Raw genomic sequence first — 23,325 nt, forward strand, 5'->3', positions numbered from 1 at the left:
GTCGCGCTCGCGGTTCGTGATCGAGCCTCTCGAGCCGGGCTTCGGCTACACCCTCGGCAACTCCCTGCGCCGCACCCTGCTGTCCTCGATCCCCGGCGCTGCTGTCACCAGCATCCGCATCGAGGGCACCCTGCACGAGTTCACCACCGTGCCGGGCGTCAAGGAGGACGTCACCGAGATCATCCTCAACCTCAAGGGCCTGGTCGTCAGCTCCGACTCCGACGAGCCGGTGACCATGTACCTGCGCAAGCAGGGCCCCGGTGAGGTCACCGCCGCCGACATCGCGCCGCCGCCGGTGTCGAGGTGCACAACCCCGACCTGCACATCGCCACCCTCAACGGCAAGGGCCGCCTGGAGGTCGAGCTGGTCGTCGAGCGGGGCCGCGGCTACGTGCCGGCGCCGCAGAACAAGCAGCCCGGCCAGGAGATCGGCCGGATCCCGGTCGACTCGATCTACTCGCCGGTCCTCAAGGTCACCTACGCGGTCGAGGCCACCCGTGTCGAGCAGCGCACCGACTTCGACCGCCTGGTGGTCGACGTGGAGACCAAGCCGTCGATCGTCCCCAGGGACGCCATCGCCAGCGCCGGGTCGACCCTGGTCGAGCTCTTCGGCCTGCTGCGCGAGCTGAACGTCGACGCCGAGGGCATCGAGGTCGGGCCCAGCCCGGCCGAGGCCGCGGACATCGCCAACTTCTCGATGCCCATCGAGGACATGGACCTCACCGTCCGGTCCTACAACTGCCTCAAGCGCGAGGGCGTGCACACCGTCGGTGAGCTCGTCACCCGGTCGGAGGCCGACCTCCTGGACATCCGCAACTTCGGCGCGAAGTCCATCGACGAGGTCAAGATGAAGCTGGCCGCCATGGGACTCGCGCTCAAGGACAGCCCGCCCGGATTCATCCCCACGTCGATCGAGAGCTACGACGAGGGCTACGAGACCGACGCCTACCAGGGGTCGCCCGAGTACGGCAACGCGCAGTTCGGCGAGGCCGACTACAGCGACGGCTCCTACCAGGAGACCGAGCAGCTCTGAGGCCGGTTGCCGGACGGCGGGTCGCCCCGCCGTCCGGCACCCCCCTCGAGGCGGCCACACTGGACAGCCGCACCACCGCACCACCGCACATCCAGGACGACGCAAGACCACGGACGCAGCCGGCACTCCCTCCGGCGGCCTGAGGAAGGACCGACATGCCCACCCCCACCAAGGGCCCCCGTCTCGGCGGGTCCCCCTCGCACGAGCGGCTGATGCTGGCCAACCTGGCCACCTCGCTGTTCGAGCACGGGCGGATCACGACGACCGAGACGAAGGCGAAGCGCCTGCGTCCCCTGGCCGAGAAGCTCGTGACCTTCGCCAAGCGCGGTGACCTGCACGCCCGCCGCCAGGTGATGACGACCATCCGCGACAAGGACGTCGTCCACACGCTCTTCGCCGAGATCGGCCCGCGTTACGCGAACCGGCCCGGGGGCTACACGCGCATCACCAAGGTCGGACCGCGCAAGGGCGACAACGCCCCCATGGCGGTGATCGAGCTGGTCGAGGCGCTGACCGTCTCGCAGCAGGCCGTCGGCGAGGCCGAGCGTGCCCGCGGCACCCGCTTCGCCTCCGGTGCCGGCGCGGCCGCCGCCTCCGGCGAGGTGACCGCCGACGCACTCGAGGACGCCACCCCGGTCACCGACACCGAAGGCACGGGGGAGGACACCGGCCCCGGCGGCGACACCTCCCCGGCCGTCGTCGACGGCTCCGTCGACGAGGAGGCCCAGGAGATCGTCACCGACGTCTACAGCCCCGACGACGAGCGCCAGGACGACGCCGACGTGACTCCCGAGCCGACGGCCGTCAACGCCGCCGTCGTCGACGACCCGAACCTGTCGCCGGAGGTCGCCGCCGCGGCCGCCGCCGAGGTCGAGGCCGCCGAGCTGGGTGACGCGGCGACCGCCGGCCGGCAGGCGCCCGGCGGCGAGGCCGCGCCGGACCCCAAGTAGTCCCCTGGACGAGCACCTCCCGGACGAGCCCGTCACCGACACCGGTGGCGGGCTCGTCCGTCTCCGCCTGTCGATCGCCTACGACGGCACCGACTTCTCCGGTTGGGCGCGGCAGCCCACCCGGCGCACCGTCCAGGAGACGCTGGAGGACGCCCTCGCGACCGTGCTCCGCTGCCCGGTCGCGCTGACCGTCGCCGGCCGCACCGACGCCGGCGTGCACGCCAGCGGCCAGGTGGCGCACTGCGACGTCCCCTCCGCCGCCTGGGAGGAGCAGGAGACCCGCCTGGTCCGGCGGCTGCGCGGCGTCCTTCCGGCGGACGTGGCCGTGCGCCGCGTCGAGGTCGCCCATCCCGACTTCGACGCCCGCTTCGCCGCGCTGGAGAGGTCCTACGTCTACCGGTTGTTCGACGAACCGTGGGGGCCACCGCCGCTGCGCCGCAGGGACGTCGTCGCCTGGCCGCGTCCGCTCGACGTCGACGCCATGTCCGCCGCGGCCACGCTCCTGCTGGGCGAACACGACTTCGCCGCGTTCTGCCGGCGACGGGAGGGTGCGACGACGATCCGCACGCTGCTCGACCTGCACGTCCACCGCGAGCTCGACGACGCGTCGGACGCCGAACTGCTCCTGATCGGTGCCCGCGCCGACGCCTTCTGCCACTCGATGGTCCGCAGCCTCGTCGGCTCGCTGCTCGCGGTCGGTGAGGGGCGGCGGCCGGCGGACTGGCCGGCGTCCATGCTCAGCCGCACCGAGCGCGCCAGCGAGGTGCCGGTCGCCCCCGCTGCCGGCCTCACCCTGGTCGACGTGGGCTATCCCCTCGACCGCGACCTCGCCGCGCGGACCGTGGTGACCCGCGCCCGCCGCGGCTGATCAGCCCGGGCCGCCCACCTCGATGACGATGCGGCCCGGATCGGTCAGCGCGTAGGCGCGGAACGGCTGCTCGCCGTCGCGCACCCCGATGAGCACCTCCTCGTAGCCGTCGGCGACCCCGGTCGTCCGCGCCTCGGCGACCGGCCCCGGGCTCACCCGGATCTTCGACGAGCCCTGTCCGTCCGACCCGGACTGCGTCTTCAGCCGCAGCTTGAGGAAGGCGTCGCCGGCGATGTCGACCGGCCGCCCACTCGGGGTCGAGGCGTCGGAGTAGCCGACGGTCCACTCCGGGACGCCGCTCGAGCTCAGGTTCACCACGAGCGTCGTGGAGCCGTCGTCGCTGGTGAACCGCAGACCCTGCACCCGCATGGCGCTCCCGTCGTCCTCCGAACCCGGCTGCGCCGGCCCACCGCCGCCCTCGGTGGTCGGCGGTTCCGTCGGACCGTCCGGCTCCTGCGTCGGGGACGGCGAGGTCGGGGACGGCGAGGTCGCGGACGGCGAGGTCGCGGACGGCGACGGTGCCGCCACCCCCTGGCGCACCTGCGTGCACCCGCCGGCGAGGAGCGCGACGGACAGCAGGACGGCGCAGCGGCGGAGCATCGCGGCCTCTCGACGGTGGGTCTCCTCGACGCTAACCGCTCAAGCCCGGTCGCGGGGTGCCCGGAAGCGCGGCGGACCGGGCGAGGGCCGAGCGGCCGCCACGGCCCGGGCGCGCTGGAGGTCGGCCGGGGTGTCGCAGTCCAGCCACGGCGGCGGGTTCCCCGGGGGTACCTGCGGACGCAGCCGCCGGACGGCGAGCGGCGCGAACACCTTGCGCAGCGACGTCGGCCCGCGGACGTCGGCAACGGCGGAACGCACCGCCGTCGTCCGCCAGACGCCGAGCAGCAACTGGTCGCGGCCGGTGTCGTCCACGACCAGGACGCCGTCGCCGGTCAGCCGGGTGCGGAGGTCGGCGATCAGCGACCGCGTGAGGAACGGCAGGTCACCGGCGAGCACCGCCACGACGTCGGTGCCGACCTCGGCGAGGCCGGCGCGGAGCGCGGCGACCGGCCCGCCGCCGGGCGGCTGCTCGCGCACCAGGACGACGTTCGGGGGAGCCGGCTGCGGCGGCCCGACGACCACCCGTCGCTCGGCGTCGGCGACCGCGTCGAGGACGGCGGCGAGCATCGTCCGCCCGCCCACCTCGAGCTGCGGCTTGGCCTGCCCGCCGAGGCGAGCCGCCCGCCCACCGGCCAGCACCACGGCCGTGTAGGGGGGCAGGTCGTCCACGGCGACACCGTAGGCCGCCGGCGGTCGGTACCGTTCCGGACGTGGGACGAGTGACCAGCCGCACGCCGGTACTGCGGATCCGCGGGCCGGTGCGCACCACGCGACCGGACACCGTCGCGGCGGAGGAACCGCTGGAGATCCGGCTGGCCGGGGCGCCGCTGGCGGTCACCATGCGCACGCCGGGGCACGACTTCGACCTGGTGCACGGGTTCCTGGCCACCGAGGGCGTCATCACCGGCTCCGACGACGTCGCGGGGCTGCGCTACTGCGACTCGGTCGACGCCGACGGTCGCAACACCTACAACGTCGTCGACGTCGACCTCACTCCGGGCGTGCCCGTGCCCGACACCGGCCTGGAGCGGAACTTCTACACCTCGAGCTCGTGCGGTGTCTGCGGCAAGGCGAGCATCGACGCGATCCGGACGAAGACGCGGTTCGACGTCGCGGCCGACCCGGTGCGGCTGCCGCTGGAGGTGCTGTTCGCGCTGCCCGACCGGCTGCGGGCCGCCCAGGAGGTGTTCGAGAAGACCGGCGGGCTGCACGCCGCAGGCCTGTTCACCGCGGGCGGGGAGCTGGTGGCGCTGCGCGAGGACGTCGGCCGGCACAACGCCGTGGACAAGGTCGTCGGTGACGGAGTGCGCGAGGGCCGGCTGCCACTGGCCGGCCACGTGCTCATGGTCAGCGGTCGCGCGAGCTTCGAGCTGACGCAGAAGGCGGCGATGGCGGGCATCCCGGTGCTGGCAGCGGTCTCGGCGCCGTCGTCCCTGGCCGTGGAGCTGGCCCGCGAGGTGGGCATCACCCTGGTCGGGTTCCTGCGCGGCGACGGCTGCAACGTGTACACCGCCCAGGAGCGGGTCGAGCTTCAGTAGACCAGGCAGAAGGGGTGACCGGCCGGGTCGGCGAACACCCGGAACCCGGTGCCCTTCTCGCCGGCCAGCAGCGTGGCGCCGAGGGCCAGGACCGCCCGCTCGGCCTCGTCGGGGTGGAGGACGCGGATGTCGAGGTGCTCCTGCTGCGGGTGCGCGGGGTCCGGCCAGCGCGGGGGCACGTACGGGTCGGCGCGCTGGAAGGCCAGCTCCCGCATGCCGGCCTCGCGGCCGATGACCACCCAGTCGCCGTCGGTGTCCTCGTTGACGCCCATGCCGAGGATCTCGCCGTAGAAGGCGGCCAGCGCCCTCGGGTCGGGGCAGTCCAGCACCGTCTTCTCGAGCCGTCCGAGCGGCACGTCAGCCATGATCACCACCGCGCAACTGGCTCACGACGTGGGGGAGCAGCGGTCCGAGCACCTCGAGCGCGTCGCGGACCCCACCCGTCGAGCCCGGCAGGTTCACGATCAGGGTGCGGCCGGCGACACCGGCCAGTCCCCGGGACAGCACCGACGTGTGCACGCCCTTCCCGGCTCCGTGACGCCGCACGGCCTCGGCGATGCCGGGCGCCTCCCGCTCGAGCACCGGCCGCGTCGCCTCCGGGGTCACGTCGGTGGGGGAGAGCCCCGTGCCGCCCGTGGTCAGGACGACGTCGAAGCCGGCGTCCACCGCGTTCCGCAGCACCGCCTCGAGTTCGTCGCGGTCATCGGGTCGCACGCGCGGACCCTCCACGTCGAAGCCGAGGGCCTCCAGCCCTTCGACGAGCGCCTTGCCGCTGCGGTCCTCGTAGACGCCGGCGGCGGCCCGGTTGGAGGCGGTGACGACGACGGCTCGGGCGTCGCCGGGCAGCGCTCCGCGATCGACAGGGGGGCTCATCGCACCCATTCCCCGCTCTTGCCGCCGCTCTTGGCCAGCAGCCGCACGTCGGTGATGGTCGCGCGCGGGTCGACGGCCTTGACCATGTCGATCACGGTGAGACCGGCGACCGTCACCGATGTGAGCGCCTCCATCTCGACGCCGGTGCGGTCCGCCGTCCGCGCGGTGGCCGTGATCTCGACGGCCTCGTCGGCCACCTCGATGTCGACGGTGACGCCGTGCAGGGCGATCGGGTGGCACAGCGGCACGAGGTCCGGCGTCCGCTTGGCCCCCGCGATCCCCGCGATCCGGGCCACCGCCACCGCGTCGCCCTTCGGTACGCCCGAGCCCCGGAGCAGGCCGACGACCTCCGGGCTGACCAGCACCCGGCCGGCCGCGGTGGCCACCCGGGCGGTGACCGGCTTGTCGGTGACGTCGACCATCCGCGCCGCCCCCCTCTCGTCGACGTGGGTCAGCCGTCTCTCGGTCATCGGAGCGCTCCTTCGATCAGCACGACGTCGACCTCGGCGCCGGCGGGCAGTTCGGTGACGTCCTCGGGGACGACCACCAGGCAGTTGGCGCGCGCCAGGTGCGCCACCAGGTGCGAGCCCGGCCCGCCGACCTGCGACACCCGGCCGGCCTCGTAGTGGCCGCGGAGGAACTGGCGCCGGCCCGCGGGGGACCGCAGGGCGCCGGACAACCGGGCGGGCACCTGCAGCCGGTCGGGCAGGGAGTGGCCGAGTGCGCGGCGGAGGGCCGGGCGGACGAACACCTCGAACGACACGAAGGCGCTCACCGGATTGCCGGGCAGCGTCACCACCGGGACGTCGTCCACGGTGCCGGCGCCCTGCGGGCCGCCCGGTTGCATGGCGACCTTGGTGAACTCCACCGTGCCCAGTCCGCGGAACGCGTCCTTGACCACCTCGTAGGCGCCGGCGCTCACCCCGCCGCTGGTGATCAGCAGGTCGGCCGTCGCCGCCTCGGCGCGCACGGCGGCCAGGAACTGCCCGACGTCGTCCGGCACGAAGTGCAGCCGGCGGGCCCGGCCCCCGGCCTCCTCGACCGCGGCGACCAGCAGCTGCGAGTTGGACTCGTAGATCTGGCCGTGCCGCAGGGGCGTGCCCGGCGCCACCAGCTCGCTGCCGGTCGAGAGCACGAGCACCCGGGGCCGGCGGCGGACCGGCAGGTGGGTGACGCCCACCGCGGCGGCCAGGCCCAGCTGCGCCGTCCCGAGCGGGCTGCCGGCCTGCAGGGCGACTGCGCCGGCCGCGATGTCCTCGCCGGCTGCGCGCAGGTGGGTGCCCCGCGCCGGGCAGTCACGGATCTCGACGACGTCGGTCGCGCCGTCGGTCATCTCGACCGGGACGACGACGTCGGCGCCGGGCGGGAGCGGGGCGCCGGTCATGATCCGTTGCACCGTGCCGGGAACCAGCGGGACGACGTCGGTGCGGCCGGCCGGGATGTCGTCGGCGACCGGGAGGCGGACCGGTGCCCGTGCGGCGGCCGTGATCTCCGCCCACCGGCCGGCGTAGCCGTCCATGGCGGAGTTGTCGAAGCCCGGCAGCGCGACGGCCGCGGGGACGTCGCGCGCGAGCACCCGCCCGTGCGCCTCCGCGAGCTCCACGGTCTCCTCGCCCAGGTCGGCCAGCAGCCCGGCGACCACTGCCCGGTGTTCCTCGACGGTCCGCACGGCGCTCATCTTGTCCGATCGCTCGGACTGCGGCCCGGAACGGGCTCCGGTTAGGGTCCGGACAGGGACAGGGACGGGGGTGCCGAGACGGAGGTGCGTGTGGCCGAGATCGACCGGATGCTCGAGGCGAACGAGAAGTGGGCGCAGCGGTTCCCCGGCAGCAAGCCGGTGCGGCCGGGGCGGGCCGTGGCGGTCGTCGCATGCATGGACGCCCGCATGCCGCTGTTCCAGCTGCTCGGGCTCGAGGTCGGCGACGCCCACGTCATCCGCAACGCCGGCGGGGTGATCACCGAGGACACGATCCGGTCGCTGACGATCTCGCAGCACCTGCTGGGCACCCGGGAGGTGGTGCTGGTGCACCACACCGACTGCGGTCTGGAGAAGAGCGACGACGTGAGCTTCGGTGACCTGGTCGAGCAGGCGACCGGACGCCGTCCGCCGTGGGCGCCGCGGTTCTTCACCGACGTCGACGACGACGTCCGGGAGTCGATGCGGCTGATCAGGGACAGCCCGTACCTGCTCTCGCACGAGGTGCGTGGGACCGTGTACGACGTGGAGACGGGGCGGATCCGCGAGATCAAGGACCCCGCTGCCCCCCACCACTCGTAAACCCGCGGTGGGCCCCTGCAGCGGGGCCGAGGGCCGGGTCGGTCACGCGCGCTGGTACTGTCTTCGGTTGGCGCGCGCAAGCCGGCTGGTGCCCGCGTGTCGCACCGTCTCCCGTGCTCGGTGAGGCGATCCCACCAGCCTTCCCGACGACGACGGAGGACACGAGCGCCGTGCGCACGTACTCACCCAAGCCCGGCGAGGTCGCCCGGGCCTGGCACGTCATCGACGCCACCGACGTGGTGCTCGGTCGACTCGCCAGCCAGACCGCGCAGCTCCTGCGCGGCAAGCACAAGCCCCAGTACGCCCCGCACGTGGACGTCGGCGACTTCGTCGTCATCGTGAACGCGGGCAAGGTCGCTCTGACCGGCAGCAAGCGCGAGGACAAGCGCGCCTACCGCCACTCCGGTCACCCGGGTGGCCTCAAGACCATCAACGTCGGCGACCAGCTGCGCACCCACCCCGACCGCGTCGTCGAGCGCGCGATCAAGGGCATGCTGCCGCACAACAGCCTGGGCCGTCAGATGCTGTCCAAGCTCAAGGTCTACGCCGGCCCGGAGCACCCCCACGCTGCGCAGCAGCCCCAGCCCTTCGAGATCAAGCAGGTGGCCCAGTGAGGGAGCTTGCGACCGAACCCAACAGCACAGCACCGTCGGTCACGACGCCGACGAGCGCCAGCGAGGAGAGCAAGTGACCAGCCCCGTGACCGACGTCGACGGGCGTCCCATCCAGACCGTCGGCCGCCGCAAGGAGGCGGTCGTCCGCGTGCGTCTGCTGCCCGGCACCGGCCAGTTCACGCTCAACGGCCGCACCCTCGAGGACTACTTCCCGAACAAGGTGCACCAGCAGCTCATCCGTGAGCCCTTCGTGACCTTGGAGAAGGCCGAGCAGTACGACGTCGTCGGCCTGCTCAAGGGTGGCGGCGTCACCGGCCAGGCCGGCGCCCTGCGCCTGGCCATCGCCCGGGCCCTCATCGAGGCCGAGGCCGACGACCGCCCGGCGCTGAAGAAGGCCGGCTTCCTCACCCGTGACGCACGGGTCAAGGAGCGCAAGAAGTACGGCCTCAAGAAGGCCCGCAAGGCGCCTCAGTACTCCAAGCGCTGACCGGTCGTCCGTTGGGTCGCCTGTTCGGGACCGACGGCGTCCGTGGTCGGGCCAACGCCGACCTCACGCCGGAGCTGGCCCTGGCGGTGGCACGTGCTGCCGCATCCGTCCTCGCCGACCGCGACGGGACACATCGTCCCGTCGCGGTCGTCGGGCGCGACCCCCGTGCCAGCGGGGAGATGCTCGAGGCCGCGGTGGTGGCCGGCCTGACGAGCGCGGGCGCCGAGGTGCTGCTCGCCGGCGTCGTCCCGACGCCCGCACTGGCCCACCTGACCGCGGTGAGCGGCGCCGACCTCGGCGTCATGATCTCGGCCAGCCACAACCCCATGCCCGACAACGGCATCAAGCTGTTCAGCCGGGGCGGGCACAAGCTGCCCGACGCCGTCGAGGCCGACATTGAGCGCACCGTCGCCGGCGGCAGCTCCGAGGAGCACCGGCCCACCGGCGGCGGGATCGGCCGGGTGCGCGTGCTCGAGGACGCCGCCGAGGACTACGTCGCGCACCTGCTGTCCACCGTCGAGGGATCGCTGGCCGGCCTGACGCTCGTCGTCGACTGCGCGCACGGCGCCGCGGCCGCGACCGCGCCGGAGGTCTACCGGCGTGCCGGGGCGACGGTGCACGCCATCGGGTGCGAGCCCGACGGCTGGAACATCAACGACGGCGTCGGGTCCACCCACCTCGGTCCGCTGGTCGAGGCCGTACGCGCCCATGGCGCGGACCTCGGCATCGCGCACGACGGCGACGCCGACCGGTGCCTGGCCGTGACGGCCGACGGCGACGTGGTCGACGGCGACGCCATCCTGGCCATCTGCGCCATCGCGCTGCACGACCGGGGCGCGCTCAAGGACGACACGGTCGTCGCGACGGTGATGAGCAACCTCGGCTTCCACCACACGATGCGCGGCGCCGGCATCGCCGTGCACACCACCGCGGTCGGTGACCGCTACGTGCTCGAGGCGCTGAAGGACCGTGGACTGAGCCTGGGTGGCGAGCAGAGCGGACACCTGGTGTTCCTGGAGCACGCCACGACCGGCGACGGGCTGCTCACCGGCCTCGCGCTGATGTCGCGCATGAGCGCCACCGGCTCGTCGCTCGCCGAGCTGGCCTCGGTGATCCAGCGGCTGCCGCAGACCCTGGTGAACGTGCCGGTCACCGACCGGCTGGCGGTGGCAGAGAGTGACCAGGTGGCCGAGGCGGTCAACGCCGTCGAGGAGGAGCTCGGCGACACCGGGCGGGTGCTCCTGCGCCCCTCGGGAACCGAGCAGCTGGTCCGGGTGATGGTCGAGGCCCCGACACAGGAGCAGGCAGACCAGGTGGCCCACCGGCTGGCCGAGGTCGTCGCCCAGGTCGGGTAGCTGGCGCCGCTCCGCGAGGCGTTCCGACGAGGGGGCCCGGAGGGTCCCCGTGAATGAGCGGGACGCGCTCAGCGCAGCGGGCGAGGGCTCCTGGCCGCGGTCGGAGCCCGGAGGGCGACAGTGTGCACAGTACCCTCGGTGAAATGTGCGGGATCGTGGGTTACGTCGGGCCGCAGGATGCTCGCGAGGTCGTCCTGGAAGGTCTGCGCCGGCTCGAGTACCGCGGCTACGACTCGGCGGGCATCGCCGTCCTGGCCGACGGCGAGCTGAGCTCGGCCAAGAAGGCCGGCAAGCTGGCCAACCTGGAGAAGGTCCTGGCGGAGCAGGCACTGCCCGCCGCCACGCTCGGCATCGGGCACACCCGGTGGGCCACGCACGGCGGACCGACCGACCGCAACGCCCACCCCCACCTGTCCGCGGACGGCTCCGTGGCCGTGATCCACAACGGGATCATCGAGAACTTCGCCCGGCTCCGCGTCGATCTCGAGGACGCCGGGGTGGAGTTCCGCTCCGAGACCGACACCGAGGTGGCGGCCCACCTGCTGGCCGCCGCCTACGCCGAGGCGCCGGAGGGACAGGGCCGGCTCGCCGAGGCGATGCGCGCCGTCTGCCGTCGTCTCGAGGGCGCCTTCACCCTCGTGGCGACCGCGGCCTCCGAGCCCGACACCCTGGTCGCCGCCCGGCGCAGCAGCCCGCTGGTCGTCGGCGTCGGCGACGGCGAGTACTTCCTCGGCTCCGACGTGGCCGCTTTCATCGGGCACACCCGCGAGGCCCGCGAGCTCGGGCAGGACCAGGTCGTGGAGATCCACCGCGAGAACGGCGTGACCGTCACCGACTTCGCCGGCAACGCCGTGGAGCCCACGGCCTACACCGTCGACTGGGACGCCGCGGCCGCCGAGAAGGGCGGCTACGACTGGTTCATGCTCAAGGAGATCGCCGAGCAGCCGCAGGCCGTCGCCGACACCCTGCTGGGGCGTCTGGGCTCGACCGGCCAGCTGGTGCTGGACGAGGTCCGCCTCTCCGACCAGGAGCTCCGCGACATCGACAAGATCTTCGTGGTGGCCTGCGGCACGGCCTACCACGCCGGCCTGATCGCGAAGTACGCGATCGAGCACTGGACGCGCATCCCGGTGGAGGTCGAGGTGGCCAGCGAGTTCCGCTACCGCGACCCCGTGCTGGACCGCTCGACGCTCGTCGTGGTGATCAGCCAGTCCGGCGAGACCATGGACACGCTCATGGCGCTGCGGCACGCCAGGGAGCAGAAGGCCCGGGTCCTGGCGATCTGCAACGCCAACGGGTCGACGATCCCGCGGGAGTCCGACGCGGTGCTCTACACGCACGCGGGGCCCGAGATCGCCGTCGCGTCGACGAAGGGCTTCCTCACCCAGCTGGTGGCCTGCTACCTGGTGGGGCTCTTCCTCGCGCAGGTGCGCGGCATCAAGTACGAGGACGAGATCGCCGCGATCGTCGCGGACCTGCGCCGGCTGCCCGAGGCGGTCGCCGAGGTGCTCGCGGCCATGGACCCCGTGCGTGAGCTGGCCCGGTCGCTGGCCGACGCGAACACCATCCTGTTCCTCGGCCGTCACGTCGGGTTCCCGGTCGCGCTCGAGGGCGCGCTGAAGCTCAAGGAGCTGGCCTACATCCACGCGGAGGGCTTCGCCGCCGGCGAGCTCAAGCACGGGCCGATCGCCGTCATCGACCAGGGCACGCCCGTGGTCGTCGTCGTCCCGTCGCCGCGCAGCCGCGAGTCCGTGCACGGCAAGGTGGTCTCCAACATCCAGGAGGTCCGGGCCCGCGGCGCCCGCACGATCGTCATCGCCGAGGAGGGGGACGACGAGGTGCTGCCCTACGCCGACCACGTCATCCGCGTGCCGCGCACGCCCACGCTGCTCGCGCCCGTGGTGACGACGGTGCCGCTGCAGGTCATGGCCTGCGAGATCGCCGACACCCGGGGTCTGGACGTCGATCAGCCGCGCAACCTGGCCAAGTCCGTCACCGTCGAATAACAGCAGGACCCCGCTGCCCCCCACCGCTCGCACGCTCGCGGCGGGACCCTGCAGAGGGGCCGTTCCAGCACGTTCGGTGCACACTGACCTGCGTGATCATCGGGGTCGGGATCGACGTCGTGCCTGTCGAGCGGTTCGCCGAGTCGCTGACCCGGACACCGGGGCTGCGCGACCGGTTGTTCACCGACGCCGAGCAGCGGACACCGAGCGGCAACCCGCGCACCGGCGAGTCCCTGGCCGCCCGGTTCGCGGCGAAGGAGGCGCTCGCCAAGGCCCTGGGCGCCCCCGGTGACCTGCACTGGCACGACGCCGAGGTGATGGTCGGCGAGCACGGCCGCCCGCATCTGGAGGTCCGCGGCTCGGTCGCCGGTCGGGCGGCCCAGCTCGGCGTGAGCAGCTGGCACATCTCCCTCAGCCACGACGGGGGCATCGCGTCGGCGGTGGTGGTCGCCGAGGGCTTCCGCGCGCGGGCGACCTGTGAGAGGCCTCCACACCGCGGAGGAGATCCGCTCCGCCGAGGCGCCGGTGCTCGCCGCCACCGCGGAAGGCGCGGTCATGCAGCGGGCGGCAACCGGCCTGGCCACGGTGTGCCTGCGGCTCCTCGGCGGCGCCTACGGCCGGCGCGTCACGCTGCTGGTCGGCACCGGCAACAACGGCGGCGACGCGCTGTTCGCCGGGGCGCACCTGGCCGCCCGTGGCGCGAAGGTGACCGCCGTCCTGCTCGACGCGTCCCGTGCGCACGCCGCCGGGCTGGCCGCCCTCCGCCGGTCCGGCGGGCGGCCGGTCGACGGGACGTCGCCGGACACCGGGCTGGCGACCGCCGACGTGGTCATCGACGGCCTGCTCGGCATCGGCGGCCGGGGTGGCCTGCGTCCGGTCGCCGCGGCTCTCGTCCGGGCGGCAGCCGAGGGGCCGGGCCTGACCGTGGCCGTCGACGTCCCGAGCGGCGTCGACGCCGACACCGGCGCGGTCGAGGGCGAGGCGTTCCCCGCGATGCACACCGTCACCTTCGGCGCGGTGAAGCCGGGGCTGGTCGTCGGGGCGGGCCGCGCGTACGCCGGGCAGGTCCACCTGGTCGACATCGGGCTGGCCGGGCATCTGCCACCGGCGCGCGCCCACCAGCTCTCCGACGCCGACGTCGCGGCGCGGCTGCCGGTGCCGTCCCCGACCGACGACAAGTACTCCCAGGGCGTCGTCGGCGTCGCCGCGGGCTCCTCGACCTATCCGGGAGCCGCGGTCCTCTGCACCGGAGCCGCCCTGCGCACGCGGCCCGGCCTGGTCCGGTACGCCGGGACGGCGGCGGACGGCGTCCGCGCGGCCTGGCCGGAGGCGATCGTCACCGACGGGGGCCCGGGGCAGGCCGGCCGGGTGCAGGCGTGGGTGATCGGCCCGGGGATCGGCACGGACGACGCCGCGCGGTCGGCGCTCACCGAGGTGCTGTCGACCGACCTGCCCGTGCTCGTCGACGCCGACGCGCTGACCCTCCTCGCCCGGGAACCCGCCCTCGTCCACGACCGCACCGCGCCCACCCTGCTGACCCCGCACGACCGCGAGTTCGAGCGCTTCGGCGAGGCGGTGGGCCCCGACCGGATCGGCGCGGCTCGCCGCCTCGCCGCCCGCCTCGGCTGTGCCGTCCTGCTCAAGGGCGAGGCGACGGTGGTCGCCGACGCCCACGGCACCGCGTTCGTGAACGGGACCGGGACGCCGTGGCTGGCCACGGCCGGCACCGGCGACGTCCTGTCCGGGATCGGCGGAGCGCTGCTGGCCGCCGGCCTGCCCGCGGTCGAGGCGGGCGCCGTGTCGGCCCATCTGCACGGTCGCACCGCCCAGCTCGCCGCCGAGGGCGGGCCGCTGCTGGCGGGGGATCTCGTCCGACGGCTGCCCGAGGCGATCGGCCGGGTGCGCGGGGTTCCGGCCCGCCGCCTGGGAGACTGGGGACCGTGACCGACGCAGCCCCCCGGGCCGAGGTGATCGTCGACCTGGACGCCATCGCCGCCAACACGGCGACGCTGCGCGAGCACGTGGGCCGACCTCTCATGGCCGTGGTCAAGGCCGACGGCTACGGGCACGGCCTCGTGCCGGCCGCGCGCGCGGTGCTGGCGGCGGCGCCGACGCCCTCGGAGTGGCCGTGCTGGACGAGGCCCTCGCCCTGCGCGCCGCCGGCGTGACCGCGCCGGTGCTCGCGTGGCTGCACGGCCCGGGGACCGACTACGCCGCCGGGATCGCCGCGGACGTCGAGCTGTCGGTGAACGCCGAGTGGGCGCTGGCCGAGGTCGTGGCCGCAGCGCGCTCGACCGGTCGTCCGGCGCAGGTCCACCTCTGCGTGGACACCGGCCTCTCGCGGGAGGGCGGCACGACGGCGGACTGGCCGGGTGTGGTGTTCGCGGCCGCCAAGGCGCAGGCCGACGGCGACATCGCCGTCGTCGGCCTGTGGAGCCACATGGCCTACGCCGACGCCCCGACGCACCCCACGATCGGCGCGCAGGTCGCCGTCTTCGAGGAGGCGGTGGATCTCGCTCGCGGCGCCGGGCTGACCGACGCCCGCCGCCACCTGGCGAACTCCGCGGCCACCGTCGCCCTGCCCTCCACCTGGTACGACATGGTCCGCCCCGGGATCGCCCTGTACGGGCTCGACCCGCTGGGCGGGTCGGACCCGACCGCGCACGGACTGCGGCCGGCCATGACCGTCCGGGCGTCGGTCGCGCTGACCAAGCGGGTGCCGGCCGGCGTCGGGGTGTCCTACGGCCACACCTACTTCCCGCAGGACGAGACCACGCTGGCCCTGGTGCCCGTCGGGTACGCCGACGGCGTTCCGCGGGCCGGCGGCAACCGCGTCCCGGTGCTGGCCGCCGGGCGGCAGCGGACGATCGCCGGGCGGGTCTGCATGGACCAGTTCGTGCTCGACGTCGGGGACGACGTGGTGGCGCCCGGCGACGAGGTCGTCCTGTGGGGGCCGGGCGACCGGGGCGAGCCGACGGCGCAGCAGTGGGCCGACGCCGTCGACACGATCCACTACGAGCTCGTCACCCGGATCGGCGGCCGGTTCGCCCGGCGCTACGTCGGCTCCGCGGGGGCGGTCTGATGCCGGCGCCGAGGCATCCGCGCGCCCGCACCGCGGGGATCGTCGGAGGAATCGTCGGCCTGGTCGCGGCCGGGACGGCGGTCGGCGTCGGCGTCAGCCGTGCCGCCCGGCGACGCGTCCAGGCGGCGCGGCTCGGGCCGGCGGCCGCCCTGGCGCTGGACGCCACCCCCGCGCAGCTCCGGGAGGACGACCCGCTCGGTCCCGACGCCCGGCCGGCGGACCACACGGCACTGGTCCAGGCGGACGACGGCGTGCTGCTCCACGTCGAGGAGATCGGCCCCCGGGACGCCCCGCTGACCGTCGTCTTCGTGCACGGCTACACCCTGTCGATGGCCTCGTGGACCTTCCAGCGGCGCGCCCTGGCCGCCGCGCTGGCCACCGCCAACGGGCACCGGCCCGAGGCGCGCCTGGTGTTCTACGACCAGCGGGGCCACGGGGCCTCCGGTCGTGGCGTGCCCGAGAACTCCACGATCGAGCAGCTGGCGCGTGACCTCGCCGTCGTGCTCGACACCCGGGTGCCGCGGGGCCCCGTCGTCCTGATCGGGCACTCCATGGGCGGGATGACGATCATGGGGCTGGCCTCGGTGCGGCCCGAGTGGTTCGGCACCCGCATCCAGGCCGTCGGCCTCCTGTCGACGTCCAGCGGTCAGCTCGCCGACCTGAACTTCGGACTCCCGGAGCTGCTCACCCGTGTGCGGGCGGCGGTCTTCCCGGTCGCGGCCTGGACGATGCGCCGCCGGCCCGCCTTCGCCGAGCGGACCCGGCAGGTCATGGCCGAGCTGGTCTCCGCGGTCACCCGGTCGCTGTCGTTCGCCTCCGCCGACGTCGACCCGGCGCTCGGGCGCTACGTCGACTCGATGATCGCCGGCACGCCCGTCGACGTGATCGCCGAGTTCTACCCGGCGCTGGCCGGCCTCGACGAGACCGGCTCCCTCGAGCCGCTGCGCCGGGTGCCCACGCTGATCCTCACCGGCGACAAGGACAAGCTGATCCCGATGGAGCACAGCGAGCTGCTGCTCGAGCACCTCGGGGCAGCGGAGGACGACACGGTGGACTACGTCGTCGTCCCGGGCGCGGGACACATGGTCCTGCTGGAGCGGCCGGACGAGGTCAGCGGCGCGATCACCGGCCTCATCCGCCGCGTGGCCGCGGAGGCGCGCACCCGCTGATCAGAGCCCGCCGCCGTCGCCGCCACCACCCTCGACGAACCCGATGCCCACTGCACCGCCCAGGGCGGTTCGGCTCTGCGCGACGTGCCACGAGGGGTCGGCGGACTCGTGGAGCCGCCGCCGGTCCCGGAGGCGCCGGGAGATGTCGGCGCCGCTCGGCTGGGGCAGCGGCGGCCGCTCGAAGATCGCCGCCCGGAGACCGGCGTCGGCCATGGCCGCGCGCCCGCGCAGCGCCACCTCGATCGCGCTGCCCCCGTCCAGCGCGGGGTCCGTCGCCGGCCGCTGCCGGAGCAGGTCGCGACCGGCCCGGGTGGCGCACCACTTCCCGCGTCCGCGCAGCGGCTGGCGGCGCAGGAGACCGGCGGCGACGAGCCGGGCCGCCAGGCAGGTGATCCGGTCGTCGCCCGAGAGCCGCCAGCGGATGGTGTCCACCGACCGGTGGCCGCGGGTGCCGACCGCGTCGAGCACCGCCGCCTCCACCGGATGGCGCCGAGTGGCGTCGACCGAGGCGAGCTCGCCGGGGGAGTGGACCCGCACCCGGCCGGACTCGACCAGCACGACGACGGCGGTGTCGACGACCCGGTCCGGTCCTCCGGCCAGGAAGGCGGTCTCGTACACGTCGAGGGGAGGAACCGTCATGACCGACACCTCTCAGGCCGGGGATCCGTGTCGGCACCGTCGCACGCCGTCGGTGGCCGCGGAAGAGGCCGACGGCAGATCGTTAGGGTGCGGGGGTGGCCGCCGTCCGTCCGCCCCGGCTCGACGCCGTCACCCAGCTCGAGGCCGACGCGGTCGCGCGGGTCGCCGCAGCGGCGCCGGACTGGCCCTCGCTGGCGGCCGTGAACCGGCCCTGCGTGGCCTGCCCCGAGCTCGCCTCGTCCCGCCGGCACGTCGTCGTGGGCGACGTGCCGGCCGGATCGGCCCGGTTCGCCCTGGTCGGCGAGGCGCCGGGCGCGCAGGAGGACGAGACCGGCCGGCCCTTCGTCGGTAAGTCCGGGGCGCTGCTGGACCAGCTCCTCGCGGAGGCGGGTCTCGACCGCGGGGAGGCCGCCGTGCTGAACGTCGTCAAGTGCCGCCCACCGGGCAACCGGACGCCGAAGGCCCCGGAGGTGGCCCGCTGCAGCGGGTGGCTGCGAAGGCAGCTGGAGCTGCTCGACCCGCCGGTCGTGGTCGCGCTCGGCCTGTCCGCGGCGAAGTGGTTCCTCGGCCCGCGCACGGTGCTGGCCCAGGTCCGGGGACGGCCGCACACCGTCGACGGCCGCTCGGTGTGGGCGACCTACCACCCCTCGGCGGCCATCCGGTTCGGCCCGGCGGGAGCTCCCCGGGCCGGGCTGCTCGCCGACCTCACCGCGGTGGCGGGGGACCTGGCGTGAACCGCGAGCACCTCCTGCCGACGCCGGCGGACACCCATGCGCTGGGCCGGGAGCTGGCCGCGCTGCTGCGGCCCGGCGACCTCGTCGTCCTGGTCGGCCCGCTGGGCGCCGGCAAGACGGCCCTGACCCAGGGCATCGGCGCCGGGCTCGGGGTGCCGGAGCCGGTCACCTCGCCGACGTTCGTCATCGCCCGGGTGCACCGCGACGGACGCGTGCCCCTGGTGCACGTCGACGCCTACCGGCTGGCGGGCATGGCCGATGTCGACGACCTCGACCTGGATGTCACGGTCGCGTCGTCCGTCACCGTCGTCGAGTGGGGGCAGGGGCTGGTGGAACAGCTCGCCGACGAGCACCTGGAGGTGCGGCTGGACCGGCGGGACGACGACGTCCGGACGGCGGAGCTGGTGCCGCACGGCCCGGGCTGGGCCGAGCGGATCGACGGGTGACGCCTCGCGTCGACCTGGTCGCGCTCGACGCCGCGACGCTCCGGGCGCTGGGCGACGGCGACGTCGGCCTGGCACAGAGCGGTGCGCCGGTTCCTCTCACGCCGTGGCTGACCGGGGAGGAGAGTCGGGGGCTGTGGCGCCTGCGGGCGGCGCAGGTCGCGGCGGACCCGCCGGCGGAGCGGTGGGTCACGCGGGTCGTCTGGGACCCCGACCGTCGTCTCGCGGTCGGCCGGGCCGGGTTCCACGGCCCACCCGACGAGTCCGGCATGGTCGAGGTCGGCTATGCGACCGACCCGGCCGAGCGGCGGCGAGGTTACGCCCGGGCAGCGCTGCGGTCGCTCCTGGCGGAGGGGGTCGCCGCGCCGCACGTCACCACGGTGCGCGCCTCCGTCGGTCCCTGGAACAGGGTGTCGCGCGACCTCGTCCTGGCGCACGGGTTCGTCGAGGTGGGCGAGCAGACGGACGAGGAGGACGGGCTGGAGCTCGTCTACGAGCGACCGGCCTGACCCGGCTCAGCGCGGCGCGTCGTCGTACGCGCCGCGGTCGTCGCCGCGGACGTCCAGCCGAGCGATCTCGACGGTCACGCCGCCCGACGCCAGCGGCCGGGCTCGGCCCGCCCGCGAGGGAGTCAGTAACGTGGTCCGACGTGCTCGTCCTCGCTCTCGACACCGCGACGCCCACGCTCGTCGCGGGGCTGGCGCGATGGTCGGGAGGCGCGGACGTCGAGGTCCTGGCCGACCACGCCGTGCCTTCGGGCAACCGGCACGCCGAACTGCTCACGCCGGCGATCGAGCAGGTGCTCGCCGAGGCCGGTCTCGGCGTCGGCGACCTGGACGCCGTCGTCACCGGTCTCGGCCCCGGTCCGTTCACCGGTCTGCGCGTCGGCGTCGTGACCGCGGCCGCCCTGGCCGACGCGCGGGGGTTGCCGGCCGTCGGGGTCTGCTCGCTGGACGCGATCGGGTCGGGGGCTCGCACGGTGGTCACCGACGCCCGGCGCAAGGAGCTCTACTGGGCCTCCTACGACGAGCGCGGGACACGGACCGAGGGGCCTGCCGTCGTCCGCCCGGAGGAGCTGCGCCGGCCGGGGCCGTTCGTGGGGGACCCTGCCTTCGCCGACCGGCTGGGTGCCCCCGTCGTGCCCGCGGACGTGACGACGGCCGGGCTGGTCCGCGTGGCGGCGCCGCAGCTGGCCGATCCGTCGTCGGCGGCGCCGCTGGTCCCGCTGTACCTGCGCCGCCCCGACGCCACCCCGCCGGCGGCGATCAAGGCGGTGTCGCAGGCATGACCGTGACGCTGCGGCCGATGACGCTCGACGACCTGCCTGAGGTGATGCGGCTGGAGGAGGAACTCTTCGCCCCCGACACCTGGACCGTCGCCATGTACCGCGACGAGCTCTCGCGCTCGGACACCCGCTACTACCTCGTGGCCGAGTTCGGGGTGACCGCCGACGAGGACGAGCCGGCCGGACCGCCGGTCATGGTGGGCTACGGCGGGCTCATCGCCTACGACGACGAGGCGCACGTGGCGACCCTCGGCGTCACCAGGGCGCTGCAGGGCGAGGGGATCGGCTCCCTGCTGCTCGATGCACTGCTCGCCGAGGCGGACAGGCGCAGCCCGGTGGTGCTGCTCGAGGTGCGCGCGGACAACGCGGCCGCCCAGCACCTCTACCGGCGGCGCGGGTTCGTCGAGATCGGCCGGCGCCGCGGCTACTACCAGCCCAGCGGCGCCGACGCCGTCGTGATGAGGCGCAAGCGGGTGCGGGCGCTGAGCCGGATCGGAGGCGGCCGTGGCTGAGCACGGGTCGGGCGGGGGAGCTCTGGTCCTGGGCTTCGAGACCTCGTGCGACGAGACGGGCGTGGGGCTGGTGCGCGGGCACACGCTGCTCGCCGACGCGCTCGCGACCTCGGTGGCAGAGCACGAGCGATTCGGCGGGGTGGTGCCGGAGATCGCCTCGCGCGCGCACCTGGAGGCGATGGTGCCGACCGTGCACCGGGCCCTGGCCGACGCCGGCGCGACGATCGACGACGTCGACGCAGTCGCGGTCACCTCGGGCCCGGGCCTGACCGGCGCGCTGCTCGTCGGGGTCGCGGCCGCCAAGGCCTACGCCCTGGCACTGGGCAAACCGCTCTACGGCGTCAACCACCTGGCGGCGCACGTGGCGGTCGACGAGCTGCAGCACGGACCGCTCGCGGAGCCCTCCATCGCGCTTCTGGTCTCGGGCGGGCACAGCTCGCTGCTGCTGGTCCCCGACCTCGCTCGGGACGTCGAGTCGCTCGGCCGCACCGTCGACGACGCCGCGGGGGAGGCCTTCGACAAGGTCGCCCGCGTGCTCGGCCTGCCGTTCCCGGGCGGACCGCCGATCGACAAGGCGGCCCGGGAGGGCGACCCCGGCGCGATCGCCTTCCCGCGCGGCCTGACCGGGCCCCGGGACGCCCCCTACGACTTCTCGTTCTCCGGGCTGAAGACCGCGGTGGCGCGCTGGATCGAGGCGCGCGAGCGGGCCGGCGAACCGGTACCCGTGGCCGACGTGGCGGCGTCGTTCCAGGAGGCGGTCGCCGACGTCCTGACCGCCAAGGCGGTGCGCGCGTGCCGGGACCACGGCGTCGACCACCTGGTGCTGGGCGGCGGCGTCGCGGCCAACTCGCGGCTGCGGGCGCTGGCCGAGGAGCGCTGCGCGAAGGCCGGCATCGTGCTGCGCGTGCCCAGCCCCAAGCTCTGCACCGACAACGGCGCCATGGTCGCGGCGCTCGGCTCCCGGCTCGTCGCCGCGGGGGTCGCACCGTCGGACCCGCACCTGGGCGCCGACAGCTCGCTGCCGATCGAGATCGTCACCCGCTGAACCGGCCGGAACCGCTCTTCCGGTCGCTCAGGCGACGTCGCAGACGAGGACGGTGGGTGCGCCCGCGACACGGGTGGCCACGACGACGGCGGTGCCGCCGCCCGGACCGCGCAGCCGGCGCGCCAGCGTCTCCGGCTCGATCGGCGAGCCGCGCTTCTTCACCACGACGCGGCCGACCCCGCGGGTCCGCAGCAGGGCCCTCAGCTTCTTGAGGTTGAACGGGAGGACCTCGTCCACCCGGTAGGAGGTGACCCACGGGGACGTCGCCGGTGCGTCGGACGTCAGGTAGGCGATCATCGGGTCGATCAGCGTCGCGGCGAGATCCTCGGCGACGACGGAGACGAGCCCGGAGCGGATGACGGCGGGGTCCGGTTCGTGCAGCCACGCCCCCACCGGTCCGACCGGGGCGGGGCCGGGGTCCTCGTCCGCGGTCAGCTCCAGGACGGCGGCGGCGTGGACGAGCGTCGCGCGGCGCCACGTCCGCGCGCGGGCAGCGCCCCACAGCAGCGCCTCGACGATCGATCCGCCGAACGAGACCCACTCGGCCTCGACGCCGTGGGGCACCCGGTCGTGGTCCAGCCCCGGCGCCACCTTGACGACGGACGCCGGGACGCGGTCCAGCAGTTCCAGGACCGTCGACCACGGGGGGGACCAGCGGTCGGGGTCCAGTTGCCGGCGTCCCCCGCCCGGCGGGCCGGGTCCAGGGTCGCAGCGGTGCAGCCGGGGAGCCCCTCGGCGACGAGGTCGACGACGTCGGCGTCGACCACCCGCACCCGTCCGGCCAGGCCGAGGGCCTCCACGTTCGCCTCCGTGAGCAGCCGTGCGACGGGGTCGCGGTCGACCGCCACGACCGAGGCGCCCGCCCTGGCCAGCGCGACGGTGTCCGTGCCGGCCGCGCAGCCGAGGTCGCCGACCGGGCCGTCCTCGCCGGCGAGGAGGCGGTCGGCGCGGCGGGCGGCGAGCTCCGGGCGGCCCGCCTGCTCGAGGGTGTCGGCGGTCAGCAGGAGGACGTCGGCATCGGCGCCGAACACCGGGCGGGCCCGGACCCGGAGGCGCGCGAGCTCCCACGCCGGCCCGGCGAGGTCTGTGCCGACTGCCGCCCGCAGCCGGTCCAGGCCGGGGAGCAGGTCCACGCCGTCCTGCACGAGCCGGACGGCCAGCGCGACCGCCGCCGTGCCTTCGGGACCGCGCAGCCACTGGAGCTGCTGGACGGCGTCGTCGGGCACCGACCCAGCCTGACGTACGAGCCGGTCACCGGCGTGGGGGACCCGGTTGAGCGGCTGGCACTCTCATGGGTAGAGTGCCAATCGACACGGGCTGGCGCCCGACCCCCGCGACGGCGGGTGCCCGGATCCCGTGCCACAGCATCAGAACATCCACCAGCCGTCCGACACCGAAGGGGGCGTCACCGACGTGACGACCGCTACCAAGGTCAGCATCAAGCCGCTGGAGGACCGGGTCGTGGTCCAGGCCAACGAGGCCGAGACCACCACCGCCTCCGGCCTGGTCATCCCGGACACCGCCAAGGAGAAGCCCCAGGAGGGCACGGTCATCGCCGTGGGTCCCGGGCGCATCGACGACAACGGCAACCGCGTTCCGCTCGACGTGAACGTGGGCGACGTCGTCATCTACTCGAAGTACGGCGGCACCGAGGTCAAGTACGGCGGCGAGGAGTACCTCGTGCTCTCCGCCCGCGACCTGCTCGCCGTCGTGGAGAAGTGACCTCTTCGCTTCCCTGAGCACGCGCTCATCCGACCGCCCCGGCGGCCCGACACCGGGTCCCGGGGCGGTCGTCTTTCCGCTCCAGCACTCCCA

General features: G+C 74.7%; 28 protein-coding genes and 2 pseudogenes. 21 read left to right on the top strand and 9 right to left on the bottom strand.

Annotated features, from left to right (window positions below; all coding sequences use genetic code 11):
- Positions 1-64 precede the first annotated feature (64 nt).
- From MVA48_RS19240 to truA, 3 genes and pseudogenes are all read left to right on the top strand, one after another.
- Positions 65-1,032, top strand: a pseudogene (locus tag MVA48_RS19240) (DNA-directed RNA polymerase subunit alpha).
- 155 nt (positions 1,033-1,187) lie between these two features.
- The gene (gene rplQ, locus MVA48_RS24545) at positions 1,188-1,982 is read left to right on the top strand and encodes a 50S ribosomal protein L17 (RefSeq protein ID WP_305852267.1); all 795 of its coding nucleotides are present in this window, start codon (positions 1,188-1,190) and stop codon (positions 1,980-1,982) included.
- Positions 1,921-2,850: a tRNA pseudouridine(38-40) synthase TruA gene (truA, locus tag MVA48_RS19250; protein WP_246982554.1), complete on the top strand. Its 930-nt coding sequence runs from the start codon at positions 1,921-1,923 to the stop codon at positions 2,848-2,850. Before rplQ ends, truA begins: the two co-directional genes overlap by 62 nt.
- On the opposite strand, the gene MVA48_RS19255 is transcribed toward truA, so the two are convergent.
- A complete protein-coding gene (locus MVA48_RS19255; RefSeq protein WP_246982555.1) occupies positions 2,851-3,450 on the bottom strand; it encodes an AMIN-like domain-containing (lipo)protein in 600 nt (199 codons plus the stop codon).
- 39 nt (positions 3,451-3,489) lie between these two features.
- Entirely contained in the window at positions 3,490-4,119 is a 630-nt protein-coding gene (gene mobA / locus MVA48_RS19260; RefSeq protein ID WP_246982556.1) for a molybdenum cofactor guanylyltransferase, read from the bottom strand.
- Between the two features lie 41 nt (positions 4,120-4,160).
- Between mobA and fdhD the strand changes: the two genes are divergently transcribed.
- Positions 4,161-4,988, top strand: coding sequence for a formate dehydrogenase accessory sulfurtransferase FdhD (gene fdhD, locus MVA48_RS19265; RefSeq protein ID WP_246982557.1), 828 nt, complete (start codon positions 4,161-4,163; stop codon positions 4,986-4,988).
- Here the strand turns inward: fdhD and MVA48_RS19270 are convergent.
- From MVA48_RS19270 to moeA, 4 genes are read right to left on the bottom strand one after another with little or no spacing between them, the layout of a single operon-like run.
- Entirely contained in the window at positions 4,982-5,353 is a 372-nt protein-coding gene (locus MVA48_RS19270; protein WP_246982559.1) for a VOC family protein, read from the bottom strand. The two genes, fdhD and MVA48_RS19270, sit on opposite strands and share 7 nt — an antisense overlap.
- Positions 5,346-5,861, bottom strand: a complete 516-nt coding sequence (locus tag MVA48_RS19275; protein WP_246982561.1) for a MogA/MoaB family molybdenum cofactor biosynthesis protein — start codon at positions 5,859-5,861, stop codon at positions 5,346-5,348. The genes MVA48_RS19270 and MVA48_RS19275 overlap by 8 nt, the downstream gene beginning before the upstream one ends.
- On the bottom strand, positions 5,858-6,331 hold the full coding sequence (gene moaC, locus MVA48_RS19280; RefSeq protein ID WP_246982563.1) for a cyclic pyranopterin monophosphate synthase MoaC: 474 nt from the start codon (positions 6,329-6,331) through the stop codon (positions 5,858-5,860). The genes MVA48_RS19275 and moaC overlap by 4 nt, the downstream gene beginning before the upstream one ends.
- The gene (moeA, locus tag MVA48_RS19285) at positions 6,328-7,539 is read right to left on the bottom strand and encodes a molybdopterin molybdotransferase MoeA (RefSeq protein WP_246982565.1); all 1,212 of its coding nucleotides are present in this window, start codon (positions 7,537-7,539) and stop codon (positions 6,328-6,330) included. Before moeA ends, moaC begins: the two co-directional genes overlap by 4 nt.
- Before the next feature lie 90 nt (positions 7,540-7,629).
- On the opposite strand from moeA, the gene MVA48_RS19290 reads away from it, so the two are divergent.
- The 10 genes and pseudogenes from MVA48_RS19290 to MVA48_RS19330 all read left to right on the top strand — a co-directional run bounded on the left by MVA48_RS19290 (position 7,630) and on the right by MVA48_RS19330 (position 16,852).
- The gene (locus MVA48_RS19290) at positions 7,630-8,139 is read left to right on the top strand and encodes a beta-class carbonic anhydrase (RefSeq protein WP_246982567.1); all 510 of its coding nucleotides are present in this window, start codon (positions 7,630-7,632) and stop codon (positions 8,137-8,139) included.
- A gap of 170 nt (positions 8,140-8,309) precedes the next feature.
- Positions 8,310-8,753, top strand: a complete 444-nt coding sequence (gene rplM / locus MVA48_RS19295) for a 50S ribosomal protein L13 (RefSeq protein WP_246982568.1) — start codon at positions 8,310-8,312, stop codon at positions 8,751-8,753.
- A 73-nt stretch (positions 8,754-8,826) separates the two neighbouring features.
- Positions 8,827-9,240: a 30S ribosomal protein S9 gene (gene rpsI, locus MVA48_RS19300; protein ID WP_441300198.1), complete on the top strand. Its 414-nt coding sequence runs from the start codon at positions 8,827-8,829 to the stop codon at positions 9,238-9,240.
- A gap of 11 nt (positions 9,241-9,251) precedes the next feature.
- Positions 9,252-10,595: a phosphoglucosamine mutase gene (gene glmM, locus MVA48_RS19305; protein WP_246982569.1), complete on the top strand. Its 1,344-nt coding sequence runs from the start codon at positions 9,252-9,254 to the stop codon at positions 10,593-10,595.
- A gap of 143 nt (positions 10,596-10,738) precedes the next feature.
- Positions 10,739-12,601, top strand: a complete 1,863-nt coding sequence (gene glmS / locus MVA48_RS19310) for a glutamine--fructose-6-phosphate transaminase (isomerizing) (protein WP_246982572.1) — start codon at positions 10,739-10,741, stop codon at positions 12,599-12,601.
- A 92-nt stretch (positions 12,602-12,693) separates the two neighbouring features.
- A pseudogene (locus MVA48_RS19315) lies at positions 12,694-13,047 on the top strand (holo-ACP synthase); the annotation flags it as partial.
- Between the two features lie 31 nt (positions 13,048-13,078).
- Positions 13,079-14,545 (top strand): NAD(P)H-hydrate dehydratase, encoded by a 1,467-nt coding sequence (locus tag MVA48_RS19320; RefSeq protein WP_246982578.1) that lies wholly within the window; start codon positions 13,079-13,081, stop codon positions 14,543-14,545.
- Positions 14,542-14,769, top strand: a complete 228-nt coding sequence (locus MVA48_RS23605) for an alanine racemase (RefSeq protein WP_256461181.1) — start codon at positions 14,542-14,544, stop codon at positions 14,767-14,769. Before MVA48_RS19320 ends, MVA48_RS23605 begins: the two co-directional genes overlap by 4 nt.
- Entirely contained in the window at positions 14,730-15,683 is a 954-nt protein-coding gene (gene alr / locus MVA48_RS19325) for an alanine racemase (RefSeq protein ID WP_256461092.1), read from the top strand. Before MVA48_RS23605 ends, alr begins: the two co-directional genes overlap by 40 nt.
- Positions 15,683-16,852: an alpha/beta fold hydrolase gene (locus tag MVA48_RS19330; RefSeq protein WP_246982580.1), complete on the top strand. Its 1,170-nt coding sequence runs from the start codon at positions 15,683-15,685 to the stop codon at positions 16,850-16,852. Before alr ends, MVA48_RS19330 begins: the two co-directional genes overlap by 1 nt.
- Here MVA48_RS19330 and MVA48_RS19335 read toward each other — a convergent pair whose 3' ends face one another.
- Complete coding sequence (locus tag MVA48_RS19335) at positions 16,853-17,491, bottom strand: TIGR04222 domain-containing membrane protein (RefSeq protein WP_246982581.1); 639 nt, start codon at positions 17,489-17,491, stop codon at positions 16,853-16,855. It abuts the gene before it with no gap.
- Between the two features lie 95 nt (positions 17,492-17,586).
- Here MVA48_RS19335 and MVA48_RS19340 point away from each other — a divergent pair, with 95 nt between their 5' ends.
- The 6 genes from MVA48_RS19340 (at position 17,587) to tsaD (ending at position 21,510) form a co-directional block, all read left to right on the top strand.
- The gene (locus MVA48_RS19340) at positions 17,587-18,225 is read left to right on the top strand and encodes a uracil-DNA glycosylase (RefSeq protein WP_246982582.1); all 639 of its coding nucleotides are present in this window, start codon (positions 17,587-17,589) and stop codon (positions 18,223-18,225) included.
- The gene (gene tsaE, locus MVA48_RS19345) at positions 18,222-18,671 is read left to right on the top strand and encodes a tRNA (adenosine(37)-N6)-threonylcarbamoyltransferase complex ATPase subunit type 1 TsaE (protein WP_246982585.1); all 450 of its coding nucleotides are present in this window, start codon (positions 18,222-18,224) and stop codon (positions 18,669-18,671) included. The genes MVA48_RS19340 and tsaE overlap by 4 nt, the downstream gene beginning before the upstream one ends.
- A complete protein-coding gene (locus MVA48_RS19350; RefSeq protein WP_246982586.1) occupies positions 18,668-19,177 on the top strand; it encodes a GNAT family N-acetyltransferase in 510 nt (169 codons plus the stop codon). Before tsaE ends, MVA48_RS19350 begins: the two co-directional genes overlap by 4 nt.
- Before the next feature lie 140 nt (positions 19,178-19,317).
- Positions 19,318-19,956: a tRNA (adenosine(37)-N6)-threonylcarbamoyltransferase complex dimerization subunit type 1 TsaB gene (tsaB, locus tag MVA48_RS19355; protein ID WP_246982587.1), complete on the top strand. Its 639-nt coding sequence runs from the start codon at positions 19,318-19,320 to the stop codon at positions 19,954-19,956.
- Positions 19,953-20,465 carry a ribosomal protein S18-alanine N-acetyltransferase gene (rimI, locus tag MVA48_RS19360; protein WP_246982593.1) on the top strand — a complete coding sequence of 171 codons (513 nt, stop codon included), beginning with the start codon at positions 19,953-19,955 and terminating at the stop codon, positions 20,463-20,465. Before tsaB ends, rimI begins: the two co-directional genes overlap by 4 nt.
- Positions 20,458-21,510 carry a tRNA (adenosine(37)-N6)-threonylcarbamoyltransferase complex transferase subunit TsaD gene (gene tsaD / locus MVA48_RS19365; RefSeq protein WP_246982594.1) on the top strand — a complete coding sequence of 351 codons (1,053 nt, stop codon included), beginning with the start codon at positions 20,458-20,460 and terminating at the stop codon, positions 21,508-21,510. The genes rimI and tsaD overlap by 8 nt, the downstream gene beginning before the upstream one ends.
- 27 nt (positions 21,511-21,537) lie before the next feature.
- On the opposite strand, the gene MVA48_RS19370 is transcribed toward tsaD, so the two are convergent.
- Together MVA48_RS19370 and MVA48_RS19375 are read right to left on the bottom strand one after the other, a co-directional pair.
- Positions 21,538-21,903: a THUMP-like domain-containing protein gene (locus MVA48_RS19370; protein WP_246982595.1), complete on the bottom strand. Its 366-nt coding sequence runs from the start codon at positions 21,901-21,903 to the stop codon at positions 21,538-21,540.
- A 38-nt stretch (positions 21,904-21,941) separates the two neighbouring features.
- Entirely contained in the window at positions 21,942-22,736 is a 795-nt protein-coding gene (locus tag MVA48_RS19375; protein ID WP_246982597.1) for a hypothetical protein, read from the bottom strand.
- A 130-nt stretch (positions 22,737-22,866) separates the two neighbouring features.
- On the opposite strand from MVA48_RS19375, the gene groES reads away from it, so the two are divergent.
- Positions 22,867-23,232 (top strand): co-chaperone GroES, encoded by a 366-nt coding sequence (gene groES / locus MVA48_RS19380; RefSeq protein ID WP_441300199.1) that lies wholly within the window; start codon positions 22,867-22,869, stop codon positions 23,230-23,232.
- Positions 23,233-23,325 lie beyond the last annotated feature (93 nt).

This window comes from Blastococcus sp. PRF04-17, assembly GCF_023016265.1.
Lineage (GTDB): Bacteria > Actinomycetota > Actinomycetes > Mycobacteriales > Geodermatophilaceae > Blastococcus_B.